Source organism: Sulfitobacter sp. F26169L (genome assembly GCF_026410285.1).
Lineage (GTDB): Bacteria > Pseudomonadota > Alphaproteobacteria > Rhodobacterales > Rhodobacteraceae > Sulfitobacter.
Genome location: NZ_JAPMLP010000003.1, coordinates 384,963 through 401,920 on the forward strand (window position 1 = coordinate 384,963; position 16,958 = coordinate 401,920).

At 57.0% G+C, this 16,958-nt stretch carries 17 protein-coding genes; 7 read left to right on the forward strand and 10 right to left on the reverse strand.

Annotated features, from left to right (window positions below; translation table 11 throughout):
* Positions 1–19 precede the first annotated feature (19 nt).
* From rpoD to OS189_RS08765, 7 genes are all read right to left on the reverse strand, one after another.
* Complete coding sequence (rpoD, locus tag OS189_RS08735; protein ID WP_267166911.1) at positions 20–2,008, reverse strand: RNA polymerase sigma factor RpoD; 1,989 nt, start codon at positions 2,006–2,008, stop codon at positions 20–22.
* 167 nt (positions 2,009–2,175) lie between these two features.
* A complete protein-coding gene (dnaG, locus tag OS189_RS08740; RefSeq protein WP_267166912.1) occupies positions 2,176–4,152 on the reverse strand; it encodes a DNA primase in 1,977 nt (658 codons plus the stop codon).
* A gap of 59 nt (positions 4,153–4,211) precedes the next feature.
* Positions 4,212–4,514, reverse strand: a complete 303-nt coding sequence (locus OS189_RS08745; protein WP_267166913.1) for a hypothetical protein — start codon at positions 4,512–4,514, stop codon at positions 4,212–4,214.
* Positions 4,515–4,801: 287 nt separating this feature from the next.
* The gene (locus tag OS189_RS08750; protein ID WP_323380226.1) at positions 4,802–5,137 is read right to left on the reverse strand and encodes an isocitrate lyase/phosphoenolpyruvate mutase family protein; all 336 of its coding nucleotides are present in this window, start codon (positions 5,135–5,137) and stop codon (positions 4,802–4,804) included.
* 417 nt (positions 5,138–5,554) lie between these two features.
* Entirely contained in the window at positions 5,555–6,301 is a 747-nt protein-coding gene (locus tag OS189_RS08755; protein ID WP_323380224.1) for a bifunctional transcriptional activator/DNA repair enzyme AdaA, read from the reverse strand.
* 64 nt (positions 6,302–6,365) lie between these two features.
* Positions 6,366–6,758 (reverse strand): SH3 domain-containing protein, encoded by a 393-nt coding sequence (locus tag OS189_RS08760; protein WP_267166914.1) that lies wholly within the window; start codon positions 6,756–6,758, stop codon positions 6,366–6,368.
* A gap of 1 nt (position 6,759) precedes the next feature.
* On the reverse strand, positions 6,760–8,190 hold the full coding sequence (locus tag OS189_RS08765; RefSeq protein ID WP_267167018.1) for a Glu/Leu/Phe/Val family dehydrogenase: 1,431 nt from the start codon (positions 8,188–8,190) through the stop codon (positions 6,760–6,762).
* 197 nt (positions 8,191–8,387) lie between these two features.
* On the opposite strand from OS189_RS08765, the gene OS189_RS08770 reads away from it, so the two are divergent.
* The 4 genes from OS189_RS08770 (at position 8,388) to OS189_RS08785 (ending at position 11,803) form a co-directional block, all read left to right on the forward strand.
* Positions 8,388–8,861, forward strand: a complete 474-nt coding sequence (locus tag OS189_RS08770; RefSeq protein ID WP_267166915.1) for a YbaK/EbsC family protein — start codon at positions 8,388–8,390, stop codon at positions 8,859–8,861.
* A gap of 271 nt (positions 8,862–9,132) precedes the next feature.
* Complete coding sequence (locus OS189_RS08775; RefSeq protein WP_267166916.1) at positions 9,133–10,680, forward strand: pilus assembly protein TadG-related protein; 1,548 nt, start codon at positions 9,133–9,135, stop codon at positions 10,678–10,680.
* Positions 10,677–11,216, forward strand: coding sequence for a TadE/TadG family type IV pilus assembly protein (locus OS189_RS08780; protein WP_267166917.1), 540 nt, complete (start codon positions 10,677–10,679; stop codon positions 11,214–11,216). The genes OS189_RS08775 and OS189_RS08780 overlap by 4 nt, the downstream gene beginning before the upstream one ends.
* Entirely contained in the window at positions 11,216–11,803 is a 588-nt protein-coding gene (locus tag OS189_RS08785) for a TadE/TadG family type IV pilus assembly protein (protein WP_267166918.1), read from the forward strand. Before OS189_RS08780 ends, OS189_RS08785 begins: the two co-directional genes overlap by 1 nt.
* A gap of 62 nt (positions 11,804–11,865) precedes the next feature.
* On the opposite strand, the gene OS189_RS08790 is transcribed toward OS189_RS08785, so the two are convergent.
* Together OS189_RS08790 and OS189_RS08795 are read right to left on the reverse strand one after the other, a co-directional pair.
* Complete coding sequence (locus OS189_RS08790) at positions 11,866–12,381, reverse strand: hypothetical protein (protein ID WP_267166919.1); 516 nt, start codon at positions 12,379–12,381, stop codon at positions 11,866–11,868.
* A 147-nt stretch (positions 12,382–12,528) separates the two neighbouring features.
* Positions 12,529–13,479 carry an NAD(P)-dependent oxidoreductase gene (locus OS189_RS08795; RefSeq protein WP_267166920.1) on the reverse strand — a complete coding sequence of 317 codons (951 nt, stop codon included), beginning with the start codon at positions 13,477–13,479 and terminating at the stop codon, positions 12,529–12,531.
* Positions 13,480–13,679: 200 nt separating this feature from the next.
* On the opposite strand from OS189_RS08795, the gene OS189_RS08800 reads away from it, so the two are divergent.
* Positions 13,680–14,591 carry a pirin family protein gene (locus OS189_RS08800; protein ID WP_267166921.1) on the forward strand — a complete coding sequence of 304 codons (912 nt, stop codon included), beginning with the start codon at positions 13,680–13,682 and terminating at the stop codon, positions 14,589–14,591.
* Between the two features lie 3 nt (positions 14,592–14,594).
* On the opposite strand, the gene OS189_RS08805 is transcribed toward OS189_RS08800, so the two are convergent.
* Positions 14,595–15,176, reverse strand: a complete 582-nt coding sequence (locus OS189_RS08805; protein WP_267166922.1) for a TetR/AcrR family transcriptional regulator — start codon at positions 15,174–15,176, stop codon at positions 14,595–14,597.
* 102 nt (positions 15,177–15,278) lie between these two features.
* Between OS189_RS08805 and OS189_RS08810 the strand changes: the two genes are divergently transcribed.
* On the forward strand, positions 15,279–15,575 hold the full coding sequence (locus OS189_RS08810) for a hypothetical protein (RefSeq protein WP_267166923.1): 297 nt from the start codon (positions 15,279–15,281) through the stop codon (positions 15,573–15,575).
* Between the two features lie 79 nt (positions 15,576–15,654).
* Positions 15,655–16,941: a homoserine dehydrogenase gene (locus OS189_RS08815; protein WP_267166924.1), complete on the forward strand. Its 1,287-nt coding sequence runs from the start codon at positions 15,655–15,657 to the stop codon at positions 16,939–16,941.
* Positions 16,942–16,958: the final 17 nt, after the last annotated feature.

Here is a 16,958-nt window from a genome sequence, read left to right on the forward strand (position 1 = left end):
TCGCAATAATCTGCCGGAGTTACTGGTCGAGGAAACTGCGCAATTTGCGCGAGCGGCTCGGGTGTTTCAGCTTGCGCAGCGCTTTCGCCTCGATTTGGCGAATTCGTTCGCGGGTCACGCTAAACTGCTGGCCAACCTCTTCGAGCGTGTGGTCGGTGTTCATGCCAATGCCGAAACGCATCCGCAGCACCCGCTCTTCGCGGGGGGTAAGGCTTGCCAGTACCCGTGTGGTGGTTTCCTTGAGGTTCTCCTGAATGGCACTGTCCAACGGCAGCACGGCATTCTTGTCCTCGATGAAATCGCCCAGCTGGCTGTCTTCCTCGTCACCGATTGGTGTTTCAAGGCTGATCGGCTCCTTGGCGATTTTCATCACCTTGCGCACCTTCTCAAGCGGCATTTGCAGCTTTTCAGCCAGTTCTTCCGGCGTCGGCTCACGTCCGATCTCGTGCAGCATCTGGCGGCCTGTGCGCACCAGTTTGTTGATCGTTTCGATCATATGCACCGGAATACGGATCGTGCGGGCCTGATCCGCAATACTCCGCGTGATCGCCTGCCTGATCCACCACGTGGCGTAGGTAGAAAACTTATAGCCGCGGCGGTATTCGAACTTGTCCACGGCCTTCATCAGGCCGATATTACCTTCCTGAATAAGGTCAAGGAATTGCAGGCCACGGTTGGTGTATTTCTTCGCAATCGAAATCACCAGACGCAGGTTCGCCTCGACCATTTCTTTCTTGGCCTGACGGGCTTCTTTCTCACCCTTTTGCACTTGCTGCACAATCCGGCGGAATTCGGAGATATCAAGTCCGACGTACTGGCCGACCTGCGCCATATCCGAGCGTAGTTCGTCCACCTTATCACTTGAGCGCTCGATGAACATCTGCCAGCCTCGGCCGGACTTTTCGCCCATCCGCTCCATCCAGTTCGGATCAAGCTCGTACCCGCGATATGCGTCCACAAACTCCTTGCGGTTGATCCGCGCCTGATCCGCCAGCTTTACCATCGCCGAGTCGATCTGCATGATCCGGCGGTTAATACCGTACAGCTGGTCAATCAACGCTTCGATACGGTTGTTGTGCAGGTGCAGATCATTCACCAGCAACACAATCTCTGCGCGCAGCTTTTGATAGGTCGCCTCGTTGGTGCTGGAGAATGAGTCGTCCTCGTTCAGGGTGGCCGAAATGCGGTTGTCCTGCATCTGGCTCAGCTTGACGTAGTCATCAGCAATCAGGTCCAGCGCTTCCAGCACTTGCGGCTTCAGCGCGGCTTCCATCGCGGCAAGCGACATGTTGGCCTGTTCATCCTCATCGTCATCGTCGTCTTCGGTTGTGATGGGATTGCCATCCGCGTCCAGTTCCGCCTGACTGTCTGACTTGGGCTCGCTCGCAGGTGCGCCACCGACCGGCACAACCGGAGTGGTCGACTCTTCCTCGCCCATCTGGGTGCCGAATGTCGCTTCCAGATCAATGACATCACGCAGCAAAATATCTTCTGACAACAATTCATCACGCCAGATTGTGATCGCCTGAAATGTCAGGGGGCTTTCGCACAGCCCTGCAATCATTGTGTTGCGACCCGCCTCAATCCGCTTGGCGATTGCAATTTCACCTTCACGCGACAGCAATTCGACGCTGCCCATCTCGCGAAGGTACATGCGCACCGGATCATCCGTGCGGTCCAGCTTTTCAGAGGTGCCCGAACCCAGCGTGATCTCGCGCGCGCCTTCGGTGGTGGCAAGCTCCGTACCGCCCTTTGCCTCCTCCTCTTCGGCCTCTTCGTCCTCGATTATGTTGATGCCCATTTCCGACAGCATCGACATCACGTCCTCGATCTGTTCCGAAGATACCTGATCAGGTGGGAGTACCGTGTTCAGCTGGTCATACGTAATGTAACCCTTTTCACGGGCATCACCGATCATCTTCTTGACGGCGGCCTGGCTCATATCCAGCGAGTGCCCTGAATCCTGATCGTCGTTCTTGGCGACTTCGTTGGTGTCTTTAGCAGCCATCAAAAGATCCTCTACATCCCTATGCGAATCATCTGGTAATGATTCGCTTTTTCGAATCATGCGGGGTTTATGGTGATTCTTAAACCCGCATCCTCAACTTTCCACTAAATGCGGTGATTTGGTCACCGAAGCGCCACAAAACCGCAAAAACTCTACCGAAACCGCCCTTAGTGGCTCTTCTTGCCACCCTTGGAAAAGTCGATCTGATCAAACATGCTCCGGCTTTTTGCAACCTGATCACGATCAAGGCGCGCACCGTTGTCAGCGATAACGTATTCCGCCTTATCCTCCTGACCGGAGCGCTGCGCAAGCTCGGCAGCGCGTGCAGCTTCGGCCAAGCGCCATGTTACGCCCTCGTCGGCCTCGCCGCTCAGATCATCGGCGGCATCATTCACCTCATCCATCAATCCACGCACCGCCGACAGTTTCGCCAGTTCTTCGGCAATTGTCATGGTGGTGATGTCTACATTGCCGGGTTTTCGAATACACGGTGTAATGGCGACATGGCGTTGCGACATCAGGTTTTCAAGCCCGTCCGGCCCGATTGCATCTCTGATACGGTCGCGGAGCACTTGCGCCCCCTCTGAGGCGTGACGCAGGATTAGATCGCGGAGGCGGTCGTGTTCACGGTCCATACAGGTCATACTTTCCAACCCGTGCTCGAACGCTTCAACCACTTCTGGACAGCTGATGCAGGCGGCAAGAATGACCGCTTCTCGCAGGTGTTCGGTGGCGCGTGCATCACCTGATGTCGCCAGCATGGAGGATTTGGCCCCCGCTGATGGACCCTGAGGCGCCTTACTGCCCCATGGCTGGCCCCGTTGCCTGCGCGGTTGTGTCCCACCACCACCGCCCGACTTGGCACGGAACAACTGCCAGCGCATGTCCTTGATCGCCTGACCGTAGTGACTGCGGATGCCGGGATCCTTGATCAGCATTATCTTCTCACGCAGGGATTTATCCAGCGCGGCCTTGCGCTCGGGGCTGTCAAACACCTTGCCTTCAACCTCGCGCTGCCACAGCAATTGCACCATCGGCACCGCTGCATCCAGCAGGCTTTGCACCGCTGCCGGTCCTGCGGATTTGAGCACGTCATCGGGATCTTGCCCCTCTGGCATCATGGCAAAGCGCAGCGAACGCCCTGCCTCCAGCAGCGGCAGCGCCAGATCAATCAACCGCAGTGCCGCACGCTGGCCTGCGGTATCGCCATCCAAAGTGATGATCGGCTCGTCACTGATCCGCCACAGCATCGCCAACTGGCTTTCGGTAATTGCCGTTCCCAGCGGGGCAACACATGCACCAAACCCCGCCTCTGATAGCGCGATTACATCCATATATCCCTCGGCCACCAACAACGGCTGACCTTTGCCCGCAGCGACCCGCGCGTTTTTCACATTATAGAGGCTTCGCCCCTTGTCGAACAATTCCGTTTCCGGAGAGTTCAAATATTTTGCCTTGTCGTCGGGGTCCATCGCGCGGCCCCCGAACGCAATTGCGCGGCCCCGCGCATCGCGGATCGGATATATGATCCGGCCTCGAAAGGTATCATACGGCTTGCCGCCCTTGGATGATGGCTTTGCCAGCCCTGCCCCGATGATCAACTCATCGGGAATGTCTTTACCCTTCAGGGCATCCCACAACCCCTGCCAACTGTCGGGCGCGAACCCGATTTCCCATCGGTCGCAGACATCCTGACGCAATCCGCGCCGCTCAAGATACTCACGCGCAGCGGATGCCCCGCCTGTGCGCAACTGCAAGCGGAACCACTTGACGGCCAGCTCCATTACATCGGCAAGTTCGGTGCGCTTGTCGGCCTTTTCCTGCGCGCGCGGATCGCGCTCGGGCATCGGCATTCCGGCTTCACGCGCCAGAATTTCGACCGCCTCCATAAAGCCCACATTCTCTGTCTCGCGCACAAAAGAGATCGCGTCCCCTTTGGCATGACAGCCAAAGCAGTAATAGAACCCTTTACGGTCATCGACGTGAAAGCTGGCGGATTTTTCCTGATGAAACGGGCACGGCGCCCACATATCACCCTTGCCCTGATTGGACTTGCGCGCATCCCACATGACTTTACGGCCCACAACCTGTGACAGGCTGGAGCGTGTGCGCAATTCATCAAGGAAACCGGGTGGGAGGCTCATACCTCTAATATGGGCAGCGAGCCGTCAGAGTCCATAAGGCCACCGTGACAAGACACAGTTTATTGGGACAGGCACAGCTCTTTCCACGCCGCTGCCAGATCGGCTTTTTTCACTTCGGCCATTTTCATGCTGTAAATCCACGGCGTCACCAGCGGAACCACTGCGTTATATTTCTCAGGCCACGCAGGAGAGGTGTCTGCGACATGGGTGGCTACCTTACCTTCACCCACCCGCGCGACACGCGCGGCCTGCACGGATGCAACCACATCACTCTGGTAAGTGCAGTCTTTTTCCTTGGCCGTTGCCGCAACCGCCGGTCCAGCCAGCGCGGCACACACAACAATACTCATCACACGGATCATATAACGCTCCAAATTTTCGAACTTGCTGCCAACTTATCTCCGGCCTGCCGCTGCTTCCAGTCCTGTCGCCAAATCGTGAACAGCAAATGCAGCCCCTGAGCGAAAAACCGCACTCGGGATCGCTTCTTGCGCGTCATGCTCGTTTTTCACAGGCCCACCTGTGTTTACGTCTGAAGGTTTTGCCAGAGACACAAGCGGGGCAGAGCTGTTCATGCTGCCGGCTTATTGGCCAACAACAACGCCACCTCAGCCACGGCTTGCATCGCGGCAAGATAGGATCACGGGCCTTAACTGATCCGTGCTACCCCTGCGGTTTGCAGGTCCGCGCGATCCGGCAAGGTGCCGTGCATCATCACATTTACCGGCAATGGAACCTGCGCGCAGACCTGTTTGATCAATGCGATATCGTTCATAATCAGCACAAATAATCCGGACGCGCCAGCGGCTGCATAGGCCTGCCCCCGTGCAACAACATCGCCTATTAAACCGCAATGATCGGCAGCACCAGCTAGCATAAACACATCAGTATGGGCGTTTATGAAGAAGCCAGCACCGACAGCCACACGGATGGCGGAAATCCGTGCGCATTGATCTTCGGTTGAAAACAGGCCAGCAGCTTGAATATGGCGGTCTTAAAAATTCATACCGATCACACCTGACTGCGTCACGGTTTTGGCGTTGTCGCCGACCAGCGCAGGCATTGCGCATATGCACGTTCGAAATCCACATGACCGGAAGCGTATTGGCCGCCGCAATACGGTTCACCAGCGACAAAAGCTGCGCCATGTGCGGTGCCTCGCCGTCATCGAAACCCTGGGCTGCGGCTACAGCCCAATTGCCGGTCACGATTACTGCGGCTGATCCCCTGTCCCAGCAGTTATACAGACCAACCGGCACCGTTTACTTTTAACGCTGAAAATACTGTTGCTTTTCGCGCTGATGAATACCCTGTCATGGTGCCTCTTTCTGCTTCTGCGCGGCAAACCCGCGCTCCAGTTCGATCAGTTTTTGTTTGCGCCACAATCCCCCGCCATACCCCGTCAGGCTGCCATCTCACGCTCGATACGATCGGTCGGGGCAAAACGGCCAAACCCGAGCGAGCCTTTTGCATCCCGCCGCAGCGCCAGCAGTTCCGCAGGCAATGCGCGCCGCTCGCTAAAATCCAGCAGATGCAGCGCGCTATCGGAGGACACCGCGACCATCGCGCCAAGCGGCGTTTCAATCCAGTCAGCGCGCAGCAACGCGTTTTTGCAAAACGCACCGGGCGGCAAACCCGTCCAGCCTGCGAAAGCCGCGCGGAATGCCGAAGCCGAGCTGTAGCCTGCCTCAAGCTGCGCCTCGATAACACGGCTGCCACCGGCCATCTCTGCCGCGCCTGCGCGCAACCGTGCAAGCCGCAATATTTCAAGAAACGTCATGCCGAAATGCCGCTTGAACGCACGCCGCACGGTGGACAGATCAAACCCGAGCGCTGCGATATCCCCTTCCGCCCAGCGCCGTGCCGGATCGGCCTCCAGCGCGGCGAGCAAAGCTTTGACCGCAGGTTCGCCCTCGGCGGCGGGTGCCATCGGATGGCATCGCGTGCAAGCGCGATATCCCCCCTCTATCGCGCGCCCGATACTGTCGAAGAAGGTACAGTTTTCGGCCTTGGGCTTTCTTGCCGGACAGGTCAGGCGGCAAAATACACCTGTGGAGGATACACCAACCCACGCGCGTCCGTCCCATGCCGCATCCCGCGCAAGCAGCGCCGCATAAAGAACCTCATCATCCGGTAGTTCAAACATCATGCAAGCAATCTAACCGGATCGCCTGTTGCTGTCCGCCGCTCATCAGGCGTCTATTCAAAAATCTTCAAGCGATGAAGGCGCAGAGGTATCCGTTATGCACCCAACCCTGCACAGGCAGGTTCCGTTGGCTGGTCGGCCTGCCCTCCGGTGTCATGTGCCGGAATGCGCCCGTTACCCGCACCCATCGTCCGCGCCGCTCGCTCGCGTCGAGTTCGATGACCGCCAGCCGGTTAAAGCTGCGTACCACCTTGAAATCAGTTCCCGGACCCGAGCGGACGCTGAGAAAGCCGTCAGGTCCGTTTACGTTACACACCATGGCCCGCCACGCCCCGAGATTGGGCACCTGTGGCCAGATATCGCGCGCTAGACCGTTCAGGGTAACGTAGCCATAGTCCCCCCGCTCTGCCATGACAGGGGGTGCGGTCAACAGGGCAATCAGCGTCAGAACGTAACGCATGTCAGAGCCCCTTTGCCTGATAACTTGCCGCGACTTTTGCAATCGAGACTAGGTAGGCGGCAGTGCGCAGATCGGTCACATCATCACGGCGGTGCCAGACCTCTGCCATGGAGTCATAGGCGATACGCATGGTGTCATCCAACCCCGAACGCACAAGCTCAAGCTCACCAGCGCCGCGGAGGTATTTTTCCTTGAAGTCCGGCGACAAGGTCCAGTTGATGGAGGTATCGCGGCTGATGCGCTCCAGTTCGTCCACAATCAGTTGATGGCGGCTTTCCTCCTGGCGTCGCCCCATGCGGCCAAACCGAATATGGCTAAGGTTTTTGACCCATTCGAAATAACTGACGGTCACACCACCCGCATTGGCGTACATATCGGGAATGATCACGGTGCCTTTCTCTCGCAGAATATCATCAGCACCCGCAGTGATCGGACCATTCGCCGCCTCGATGATCAGCTTTGCCGTCACATTTCTTGCGTTTTCAAGGTTGATCACTCCCTCCAGCGCGGCGGGGATCAGGATATCGCAATCTTCTTCGAGCAGGCTGGCCCCGTCCTTGACGAATTTGCCGCCGGAAAATCCTTCGGGGGTGCCTTCGGCAGTGATGTGCTGCTTGAGGGCGTCAATGTCGATGCCATCCTTGTTCATGATCGCACCGTTATACTCGATCACCCCGATAACGGGCGCGCCATCTTCTTCACTCAGGAATTTGGCGGCGTGATAGCCGACGTTACCAAGCCCCTGCACAATCACGCGCTTGCCGTTAAGATTGCCGCTCAACCCCGCTTTTTTTACGCCTTCGCTGTCACGGAAAAACGCACGCAGTGCATATTGCACACCGCGACCCGTCGCCTCTGTGCGGCCCTGGATGCCGCCTGCGTTGGTCGGTTTACCCGTCACACATGCCGCGCCGTTGATATCGGTGGTGTGCATCCGCTTGTACTGATCGGCGATCCACGCCATCTCACGCTCACCGGTGCCCATATCGGGCGCGGGTACGTTCTGGCTGGGATGGATCAGATCGCGTTTTATCAATTCGTAGGCGAAACGGCGGGTGATCAGCTCCATCTCGTGTTCGTCATATTCCTTCGGGTCGACACACAGCCCCCCTTTTGATCCGCCAAACGGCGCCTCGACCAGCGCGCATTTGAACGTCATCAATGCGGCCAACGCTTCCACCTCGTCCTGATTGACCCCCAGCGAAAAGCGGATACCGCCCTTCACAGGCTCCATATGCTCGGAGTGGACCGAGCGATAACCGGTAAATGTCTTGATGTCCCCGCGCAGCCTGACGCCAAAGCGAACGGTATAGGTGGCATTGCAAACGCGAATTTTCTCTACAAGTCCGGGTTTGAGGTCCATCAGGTTTACCGCACGGTTAAACATCAGATCAACGCTTTCGCGAAATGTCGGTTCGTTAGCGGATTGGATCATAGCGAAATTCACCTCTTGTCAAATCAGAATGGTTTTCAATTCGGGATCGGGGAGTCCCCCCTTGTACGTAGCCTAGGCATGCAGATTTCAAAGCGCCACTTTTTTAACAGGCTTCCGACATTTACACATGCAGCATCTTGACCTTGTTCGAAACCTTTGTGCCAAATGCCACGAACCAACGACAGGAGCGCCGGATGGGCAAAAGCATAACCCGCGTCAGGCAGGCAGCAGAGGCCGCAGGGCTTGAAATAGATATTATAAAGCTTCCCACCAGCGCACGCACAGCTGCGCAGGCCGCAGAAAGCTGCAACTGTGACGTTGGCCAGATTGTGAAATCACTGTTGTTCGAAGGACAACGAACAGGAAAACTCATGCTGATTCTTGTAAGCGGCAAGCATGACTTAAACCTTAATAACGCCGAAGCCCTTTTCGGAGAGCCACTGGGCCGCGCCGACCCGAAACGCGTGCGTTCACAAACGGGTTTTGCGATTGGCGGGGTTGCTCCGATCGGGCATATGTGCCCGATGCCGACGTTCATGGATGACGCACTGCTGGCCTATAAAACCGTGTGGGGTGCCGGTGGCGCTCCCGAGACAGTGTTCGAGATCGAACCGAACGATCTGCTCGCCGTGACCGGCGCCACCGTATTCTCGAATCCCTTAACATAACGTTAACGGAATCATGTCCGCTCTCGATGCCACGGCATTACCTACGACTCACCTCATCGAAAAGTGTCTTTAACGTGCCGCGACCCCGCCACTGTTCACAGCAGAGAAACACTGCCTACGATTTGCAATCATTATATCTAAAATCCCTTTAAAATATGACTTTAAGGCGGGTATCTGCCCCATTTTAGCCACGTTCATCAGGCATAAAAGACGCTGGAATTAGCCATAGATGCGGTCACTCTGACTCGTCCGGGCTTGAAAGGTGACGATGATGAAAAAACTATTTTCGACAACTTGCATCCCGTTTAGTGCGGGCTTCAAGAAATCCCCCCTCTTGCGCCATTTTGCGTACAAGGAGGAGGGAAACGTAACAATTCTGTCTCTTGCATTGATTGCTGCGCTGGGGCTTCTGGCCGGTATCGCGTGGGACATGAACAGCCATGAATTTCACCGCGTAAAGATTCAGCACACTGCGGATGCTGCTGTTCTGGCCGCCGCTGATCTGGACCAGTTGCGCCCCCCCCAGGAAGTTGTCAAAGATTACTTTGAAAAAGCCGGTTATCCGGACCTTGTCGCGGCTGTGACTGTGGATAACGGCATGAACTACCGCACAGTATCGGTGGATGTCGGCGGCTTGGTCGAGGCGGCCACAATCGGTGAGGAAATGGACGGTCAGGTTATCCTGAACGGTAATGCCTATCTTGAAGCAAAAGAACGGGCGCGCCAGCAGAATCCCGATATGACCGAAGAAGAATTGGTCGCTGCGGTTGAACAGACCTTTAGCACCGAAACCAAGTTTGTCGAACTGAATGCCTTTGCAGAAGCCGAAGAGCGTATCAACAATGTTGAAATCTCCATGGTTCTCGACATCTCCGGCTCAATGGGTTGGGGTGATAACAAAATGAAAAACCTGCGCGATGCCGCATCGGTTTTTGTGGACACGGTCATCCGGCCCGAAACAGAAGACCTCGTATCGCTGTCGATCGTCCCCTACTCCGAAAACGTGAGTGCCGGTCCGGAGATTATGAACGAAATGAACATCAACTGGATGCACAGCTATAGTAACTGTGTGGAGTTCGATGACAGCGATTTCAACGATACCACAATCAGCCAGTCGCAGCAGTACGATCAAGTACAGCACTTTTATTGGGGTGGTAGCACCTACCGCAACAGTCTGACCAATCCCGTTTGTCTTTATGGCGACGACGAAAGCATTGTTGCCTTCAGTCAGGATACTACCGAACTGAAACGCAAGATCGGTCAGCTGGAGCCACGCGGTAACACCTCGATCTTTCTGGGCATGAAATGGGCCGCTGCATTGCTCGACCCTTCATTCAAACCGATTAACGCGGCGATGGCGGCGAACGGCGATAGCGATCCGGTCTTTTCCAACCGCCCTGTCGCTTTTGAAGATCGTGAGACGCTGAAAACCGTAATTCTGATGACGGACGGACAAAACACCTCGTCCTACCGTATTCCCAGCAGATACTACGCAAACTACAGCCACAGGTCGCACTGGAACCGTTACAACCTTGATTATTATATCGCCCGGTACTGGAACCGCCCCTCTAGCGAGCTGAAGTACACAAAGTACTGGGGCAGCAAGGGTGACAACCTGCTCAGCAGCGTCTGCACGGCTGCGAAAGCCAAGAATATTGTCATCTGGTCCATCGGCTTTGAAGTTGAAGACCACGGAGCAAACGTGATGCGCGATTGCGCTTCATCACCCAGCCATTTTTTCAGGGTTGAGGGCGTCGAAATCCAGGAGGCGTTCAAAGCAATCGCGCGCCAAATTAACCAGCTGAGGCTCACACAATGATTACGCTTCTTAAAAACCCGCTCAAGCGGTTCCGCAAAGAAGAGGCCGGATCCGTATACACAATCGAATTCGTTCTAATGTTGCCGATCCTGTTTGTTACCTTTCTTTTCGGTATCGAACTGACCACCTACTCGAACCGTCAATTCCAACTGGATCGCGGCCTGGAGGTCACCACACGGCTGGTGCGGCTCACAACAGGACGGTTCATTACCCACGATGATCTGACAAAGGCCATTTGTGACAACTCCGGCGGCTTGGCCAACTGTGAAACCATGCTGCGCCTTGAGATGGTGCCCATGAACCCGCGTCAATTCAGCGGATTGCCAGCAATGCCCGACTGCACCAGCGCGCCTTTTCCGGTCAATCCGGTACGCGGTTGGTCGCTCGGCCAGCAACACGAACTGATGTTGTTGCGGGCTTGCTACAAATTCACGCCGGTCGTCGCCTCTGTCGGCCTTGGAAAACTACTCGGTGCTGATAGCGATGGAATGGGCCGTATGGTTTCCATCAGTGCATTCGTTCAGGAGCCAGAATAATGTATAACTTTCAACTCAAGTCCCTGATGCGCGCCCGCTTTGCGCGTGATGAAAAAGGGTCGGCGTCTGTCGAAGCCGCGTTAATGGTAACCGCAATCTTTGTTGTGATGGTTTCAGTTCTGGCACTGCTTGATCTGACCCGTCTTCACGGTCAACACCAGAAAGCGGCCTACACAATCGCCGATATGGTCTCCCGTGAGACACTGCCGATCGACAATGCCTATCTGACCGGCACGCATGCCCTGCTGAACACCCTCACACGGGACCCGCAGGAAAGCACGGTCCGCGTCACGATCGTTCGTTATGATGCCAACAATAAAATCTTCAAGTTGGACTGGTCCAAGACAAGCGGCTTTGGCCAACCTCTGACCAACCATCAGGTGCGCAACTGGTCAGACCGTCTACCCGTCATGCTGCACAACGAACGCATGATCGTGGTCGAGACACGGGCGATGTATGATCCCCCGTTTATGATGGGACTGGGCCAACTGGGTCAGCAGACGATTGACCAGTTCATCTTTACACGGCCACGGTATTCGCCACAGGTCTTGTGGACAGATATCGAACCCGATTTCGCAGGGTCCTGAACAGCCTGCCAAACACCCTATCCCCCCGAACGGTTTACCGTTCGGGGGTTTTGTTTTGCCATTTATGCGCTCTTGTCTATATCGCGCTGCGCCATGATCGCCGCAATGATTTCCGACATGTATTTCGTCTGGCTTGCAGGGGTCATCCCCCCCACCCCGATCCGTCGGCCCAGCCGCCACCACAATCCCGGACGCCACTGATTGCTTCCTTTGTCCGTTGTGCGCAGCAAAAATCCGTTTGAGGGTTTGAACGCAAAAAATCCACGATCCATACCGTCGATATCCGCAATCCGCGCGATGACCGTGCCATCGCTGTCGCGCAATTCGGTTTCGGTCAACTCAATTCGCGATGCAGTTGCGCGGCGCATCTTGTCGGCCGTCCACAACGTGCCCACTCCAAGTGCCAACAAAAACAACCGCCATTCCAGCGCCGGTGATTGCACAATCGCAATGTAGATCAGCAAAAGCCCCAACAGCCCCAGCGATCCCATCCCCAAGACCCTGCGTCCGGCCCCTGCCTGCACAAAGGCCAGAATTTCCTCTTTGTCGGTTTCGCGGGTATCAGGTGTTGCAGTCATCGGGGCGCTCCTTTTTGCGACCCCTAGTCGCAGATGTGGGTGCGGGCAAGCATATCTGCCCCTGCTTTGAAAGAGGTCGGACAGCATTTGCAACGCGCGATCAACATCGAATTCCGGCAAAACAGCGTATCACGCCCATGTGCTACGTCAGGCCAAACGCTTTGGATGCACCTCTAATCCACGCTCTTCGGGTTCGTCATCTGTCAACCTCATCGGAAAGCCCTGCGCCAGAACAGACAGGCCGGTGGCGTCTTCCAGCCGCTCGATCATACGGTCAGATTGGGCCCGCGCACCGTACCGTTCCTGCCCATCACTCATCATCGCGATGACCAGAGGCGAGATCTCCAATGGCACACCGGCTTCATCAGCCAGCTTCTGGAACAGGCCAATGTCCTTCTGGATCAAATCCATCGTGAAATTTACATCGCGTGAGCCGGACAGGATCAGCTGGCTTTCGGTTTCATGCACAAAACTGTTGCCCGACGACATCGCAATCGCCTCGTAGGTCATGGCCAAATCCATCCCATGCGCTTTCATCACCGTTAGCGCCTCGCACAACGCCAGCAGGTTGGTTGTGGCAAGATAGTTCGTCATCACCTTGAGGGTGCTGGCCTTTCCCAATTCACCTACGTGCAGAATCCGGCGGCCCATGTGGGTCAGCAAAGGCAATACGCGCTCGAATGTGGCGCGGTCACAGCCGGCGTAGATACTGATGTTGCCGGTGTCGGCACGGTGGCATCCGCCCGAGACGGGGCAGTCTACCGCGTGCCCGCCCCGCGCCATCACCAGCGCCCCCAGCCTCTTGATTTCGCTTGCATCAGTGGTCGACATTTCGATCCAGATTTTGCCGTCAGCTATTTCCGGCAGCATCTGTTCCACCACCGCCGCACTGGCTGCGGGAGTAGGCAGGCAGGTAATCACCGCATCACAGGCGCGCATCATCCGCGCAGGGTTACCCCCCTTTTTCGCCCCGTCCGAAACTTTGGCGGTAACCAGATCGCCGTCCAGATCATGCACCTGCAAATCGACCCCGTTGCGCAGCAAACTACCTGCCAGCTTACCACCGACGTTGCCTAATCCGATAAATCCGATTTTCATATGTCCGCCCCGTGCTTTGGTTCAGCCTCACGGCTCTCTGGCACCACGTCTTGCCTGAAACCGACCAATTTCTACGCCGTTCACCCCGCACAAAGATACAAGACCTAGCAATTTCGCACACTCACCCTGCGCAGCGATGTATTGAAGCGCGCCACAGGCTTGCCTAATTCCACCCCAATAAACCACTCAGGAGCAATCATATGTCCCTACGTCCCACACTTGAAACCCGCGCCGCACAACCGACCCTTGAGGGGGCTGGCGTGAAGCTTCACCGCGCTTTCGGTTTTCACGATCCGTCAGAGCTTGATCCGTTCCTGCTGTTTGATGACTTTCGCAATGAGCGCCCTGCCGATTATGAAAAGGGTTTTCCATGGCATCCACACCGCGGAATTGAGACAATCACCTATGTGCTTGAGGGGACCGTTGAACACTCAGACAGCCTTGGCAATGTCGGAACGCTGGCGGCAGGTGACGTGCAATGGATGACCGCAGGCAGCGGTATTCTGCATCAGGAAATGCCACACGGAAACCAGCGCGGCCAGATGCACGGTTTCCAGCTGTGGGGCAATCTTCCCGCTGCACAAAAGATGACCGCCCCGCGCTATCAGGACATAACCAGCGATGCGATCCCCGAGGTCATTGACGATGACGGCACCAAAGTGCGCGTCATTACCGGAGAGTTCTGGGGCAAGCGCGGTCCGGTCGACGGTATCGCGGCCGATCCGCAATACCTCGATGTGACCGTGCCCGCAGGGGTGCGAAAGACCTTCCACATCGACACATACCGTCGCGCGTTCGCCTATATCTTTGAAGGCGCCGGCGCCTTTGTGGATGCCAGCCGCCCGTCGGGTATCTTGCTGGAAAAGGAAGTCGCGGGAGAAGAACTGAATATTCGCGATATGTCGGGCGACCGCACGCTAGTGCGCTTTGGCACAGGCGACGAAGTGACAGTACAGGCGGGGCCGGACGGATTGCGGTTTTTGCTGATTTCCGGCGCGCCGATAGACGAGCCTGTGGCGTGGCACGGCCCCATCGTGATGAACACCCGCGCGGAAATTCAGCAGGCGGTGCGCGATCTTAACAACGGGACGTTTATCAAACCCGCCCACTAAAACTCATGTCACCGCGCGGCGCACCATATCCCAATACTGCGCGGTGACTTCCTCTAGCGACAGCCTGCCGCCGGTGCGAAACCACGTATTCACCCCCGTCAGCATCGCGATGATCGCCAGCGTGGCGATTTTGGTATCACTCACCTGAAACACACCCGCCGCGACGCCGTCACGCAAAATGGTTTCCAGCCCGCTCTCATACCGGCTGCGCAGGGCCTCGATACGGGCAAAATTTTCTTCTGTCAGGTTGCGCAATTCCATATAGGCGATGAACACCGCATCGGGGCGCGCGTGGTGAAAACGGATGTGAAACGCGACGAATTTCTTCAACCGCTCCTGCGGCGCCAGCGACGGATCATCAGTCCCCGCCGCGAGCAGCTCGTTCATGTGCCGCTCCATCAGGTCAAACAGCAGGGTTTGTTTATCCGGTGTGTAGTTATAAAGCGCACCCGCCTGCACACCGACCTCGGCCGCGATCGCGCGCATGGAAACGGCAGCAAAGCCCCCCTGCGCGAACAGCTTCAGCGCCGCGTCGCGAACGCGCGGGCCTGTAATATCAGAATGTGAACCTGCGGTGCGTGCCATATCTTCGTTTATCTGAACGTACGTTCAAAAAGTAAACCCTCAGGCGCAGATATGATCCAACGCGCTTGCATCGTGCTTGCGGGGTGCTAAACACTTCGGCGTATGATACGCGCATTTTTTCCAGCGGCCATTTGCGCCGCAGTGACCCTGCTGGGGGCCTGCACGGATTTTCCCGCGCTGGACCGTACCATCACGCCAGAGCTTTCGAATGCCGATTACCCCGCACTTGTCCCGCTTGAGCCGGTTCTTGCGGCAGCACAAAGCAACGGAGTTGAGCCTGTTCAGGCAAACGCCGCTATTGACCGCCGTGTTGCAGCCCTGAAAGCGCGCGCCGCCCGCCTGCGCGGATCGGTGCTGAGCGGGGCAGAACGGCAGCGGCTGAAGAACGGTCTGCGCTAGGGCGCGGTTGGTCCGTTGCACGGGGGCTGCGTTCGGGCTACATCGGCGCAAAGATCATTTATTCAAAGGAACCACCGCCATGTCACAGCCTCTTCGTCTTGGGATTGCGGGATTGGGAACAGTGGGCGCAGGCGTTGTGCAAATTCTGCGCAAACAGGCCGCCCTGCTGGAAACGCGCACAGGCCGCCCGATTGTGATTTCAGCCATATCCGCGCGCAGCCGCACAAAAGACCGTGGCGTGAACCTCACCTCCTACGCGTGGGAGGATGATCCCATTGCACTGGCCCAACGCGACGACGTGGATGTTTTTGTCGAATTGATGGGCGGCGAGGACGGCCCGGCAAAGGCCGCGACCGAAGCCGCACTGGAACTGGGCAAGGACGTGGTCACCGCCAACAAGGCAATGCTCGCCATGCATGGTCAGGCACTGGCCGTCACCGCCGAAGCCAGAAACTGTGTGATCAAATACGAAGCAGCTGTGGCTGGTGGCATCCCCGTGGTCAAAGCGCTTGGCGAGGGGCTGGCCGGTAACGAGGTTACCCGCGTGATGGGTGTGATGAACGGGTCGTGCAATTACATCCTGACGCGGATGGAGGACGCAGGCCTGCCCTACGCCGATGTTTTCGCAGAAGCGGACGGGCTGGGCTATCTGGAGGCCGATCCCCAACTCGACGTGGGTGGCATTGATGCCGCACACAAACTGGCCATCCTGTCGTCGCTCGCTTTCGGCACGCAGGTAAATTTTGCCGGAATTGAACTGGAAGGCATCGAGCGCGTCTCCATCGAGGATATCACCGCCGCCGCCGACATGGGATACAAGATTAAACTGCTGGGCGTGGCGCAAATGACAGGGCGCGGGCTTGAACAGCGGATGCAGCCTTGCCTTGTGCCGGAAACATCCCCGCTGGGCCAGCTTCAAGGTGGCACCAATATGATTTTGCTAGAGGGCGACGCCGTGGGCCAGATCGTGCTGCGCGGCGCCGGTGCGGGCGCAGGTCCAACCGCCAGTGCGGTGCTTTCGGATATCTGTGATATCGCGCGCGGCTATCGAGGTTCGGTTTTTGGCCAGCCCGCGAACACCCTCACTGCTGCGACCCCCGCCCTCAGCCAGCGGCCGGCAGCCTATTACCTGCGCATGTCTCTCAAGGACAAACCGGGCGCGTTGGCGAAAGTGGCGGCGGTTCTGGGTGAGGCCGGTGTGTCTATCGACCGGATGCGCCAATACGGCCATATTGATGATTGCGCGCCCGTGCTGATCGTGACGCACAAAACCACCCGCGCCGATATCGACCACGCTTTGGCCGCCTTCGATAACACTTCTGTTGTGGCAGGTGATCCGGTTGCCCTGCGGATCGAGGAAGTTTGACCCCGCACGTAGGACAC

Excerpts from the sequence above, each read along its gene's own strand:
- rpoD (WP_267166911.1), bottom strand. The coding sequence starts at position 2,008 with ATGGCTGCTAAAGACACCAACGAAGTCGCCAAGAACGACGATCAGGAT.
- dnaG (WP_267166912.1), bottom strand. The coding sequence starts at position 4,152 with ATGAGCCTCCCACCCGGTTTCCTTGATGAATTGCGCACACGCTCCAGC.
- OS189_RS08745 (WP_267166913.1), bottom strand. The coding sequence starts at position 4,514 with ATGATCCGTGTGATGAGTATTGTTGTGTGTGCCGCGCTGGCTGGACCG.
- OS189_RS08755 (WP_323380224.1), bottom strand. The coding sequence starts at position 6,301 with ATGATGTTTGAACTACCGGATGATGAGGTTCTTTATGCGGCGCTGCTT.
- OS189_RS08760 (WP_267166914.1), bottom strand. The coding sequence starts at position 6,758 with ATGCGTTACGTTCTGACGCTGATTGCCCTGTTGACCGCACCCCCTGTC.
- OS189_RS08770 (WP_267166915.1), top strand. The coding sequence starts at position 8,388 with ATGGGCAAAAGCATAACCCGCGTCAGGCAGGCAGCAGAGGCCGCAGGG.
- OS189_RS08775 (WP_267166916.1), top strand. The coding sequence starts at position 9,133 with ATGAAAAAACTATTTTCGACAACTTGCATCCCGTTTAGTGCGGGCTTC.
- OS189_RS08780 (WP_267166917.1), top strand. The coding sequence starts at position 10,677 with ATGATTACGCTTCTTAAAAACCCGCTCAAGCGGTTCCGCAAAGAAGAG.
- OS189_RS08785 (WP_267166918.1), top strand. The coding sequence starts at position 11,216 with ATGTATAACTTTCAACTCAAGTCCCTGATGCGCGCCCGCTTTGCGCGT.
- OS189_RS08790 (WP_267166919.1), bottom strand. The coding sequence starts at position 12,381 with ATGACTGCAACACCTGATACCCGCGAAACCGACAAAGAGGAAATTCTG.
- OS189_RS08795 (WP_267166920.1), bottom strand. The coding sequence starts at position 13,479 with ATGAAAATCGGATTTATCGGATTAGGCAACGTCGGTGGTAAGCTGGCA.
- OS189_RS08800 (WP_267166921.1), top strand. The coding sequence starts at position 13,680 with ATGTCCCTACGTCCCACACTTGAAACCCGCGCCGCACAACCGACCCTT.
- OS189_RS08805 (WP_267166922.1), bottom strand. The coding sequence starts at position 15,176 with ATGGCACGCACCGCAGGTTCACATTCTGATATTACAGGCCCGCGCGTT.
- OS189_RS08810 (WP_267166923.1), top strand. The coding sequence starts at position 15,279 with ATGATACGCGCATTTTTTCCAGCGGCCATTTGCGCCGCAGTGACCCTG.
- OS189_RS08815 (WP_267166924.1), top strand. The coding sequence starts at position 15,655 with ATGTCACAGCCTCTTCGTCTTGGGATTGCGGGATTGGGAACAGTGGGC.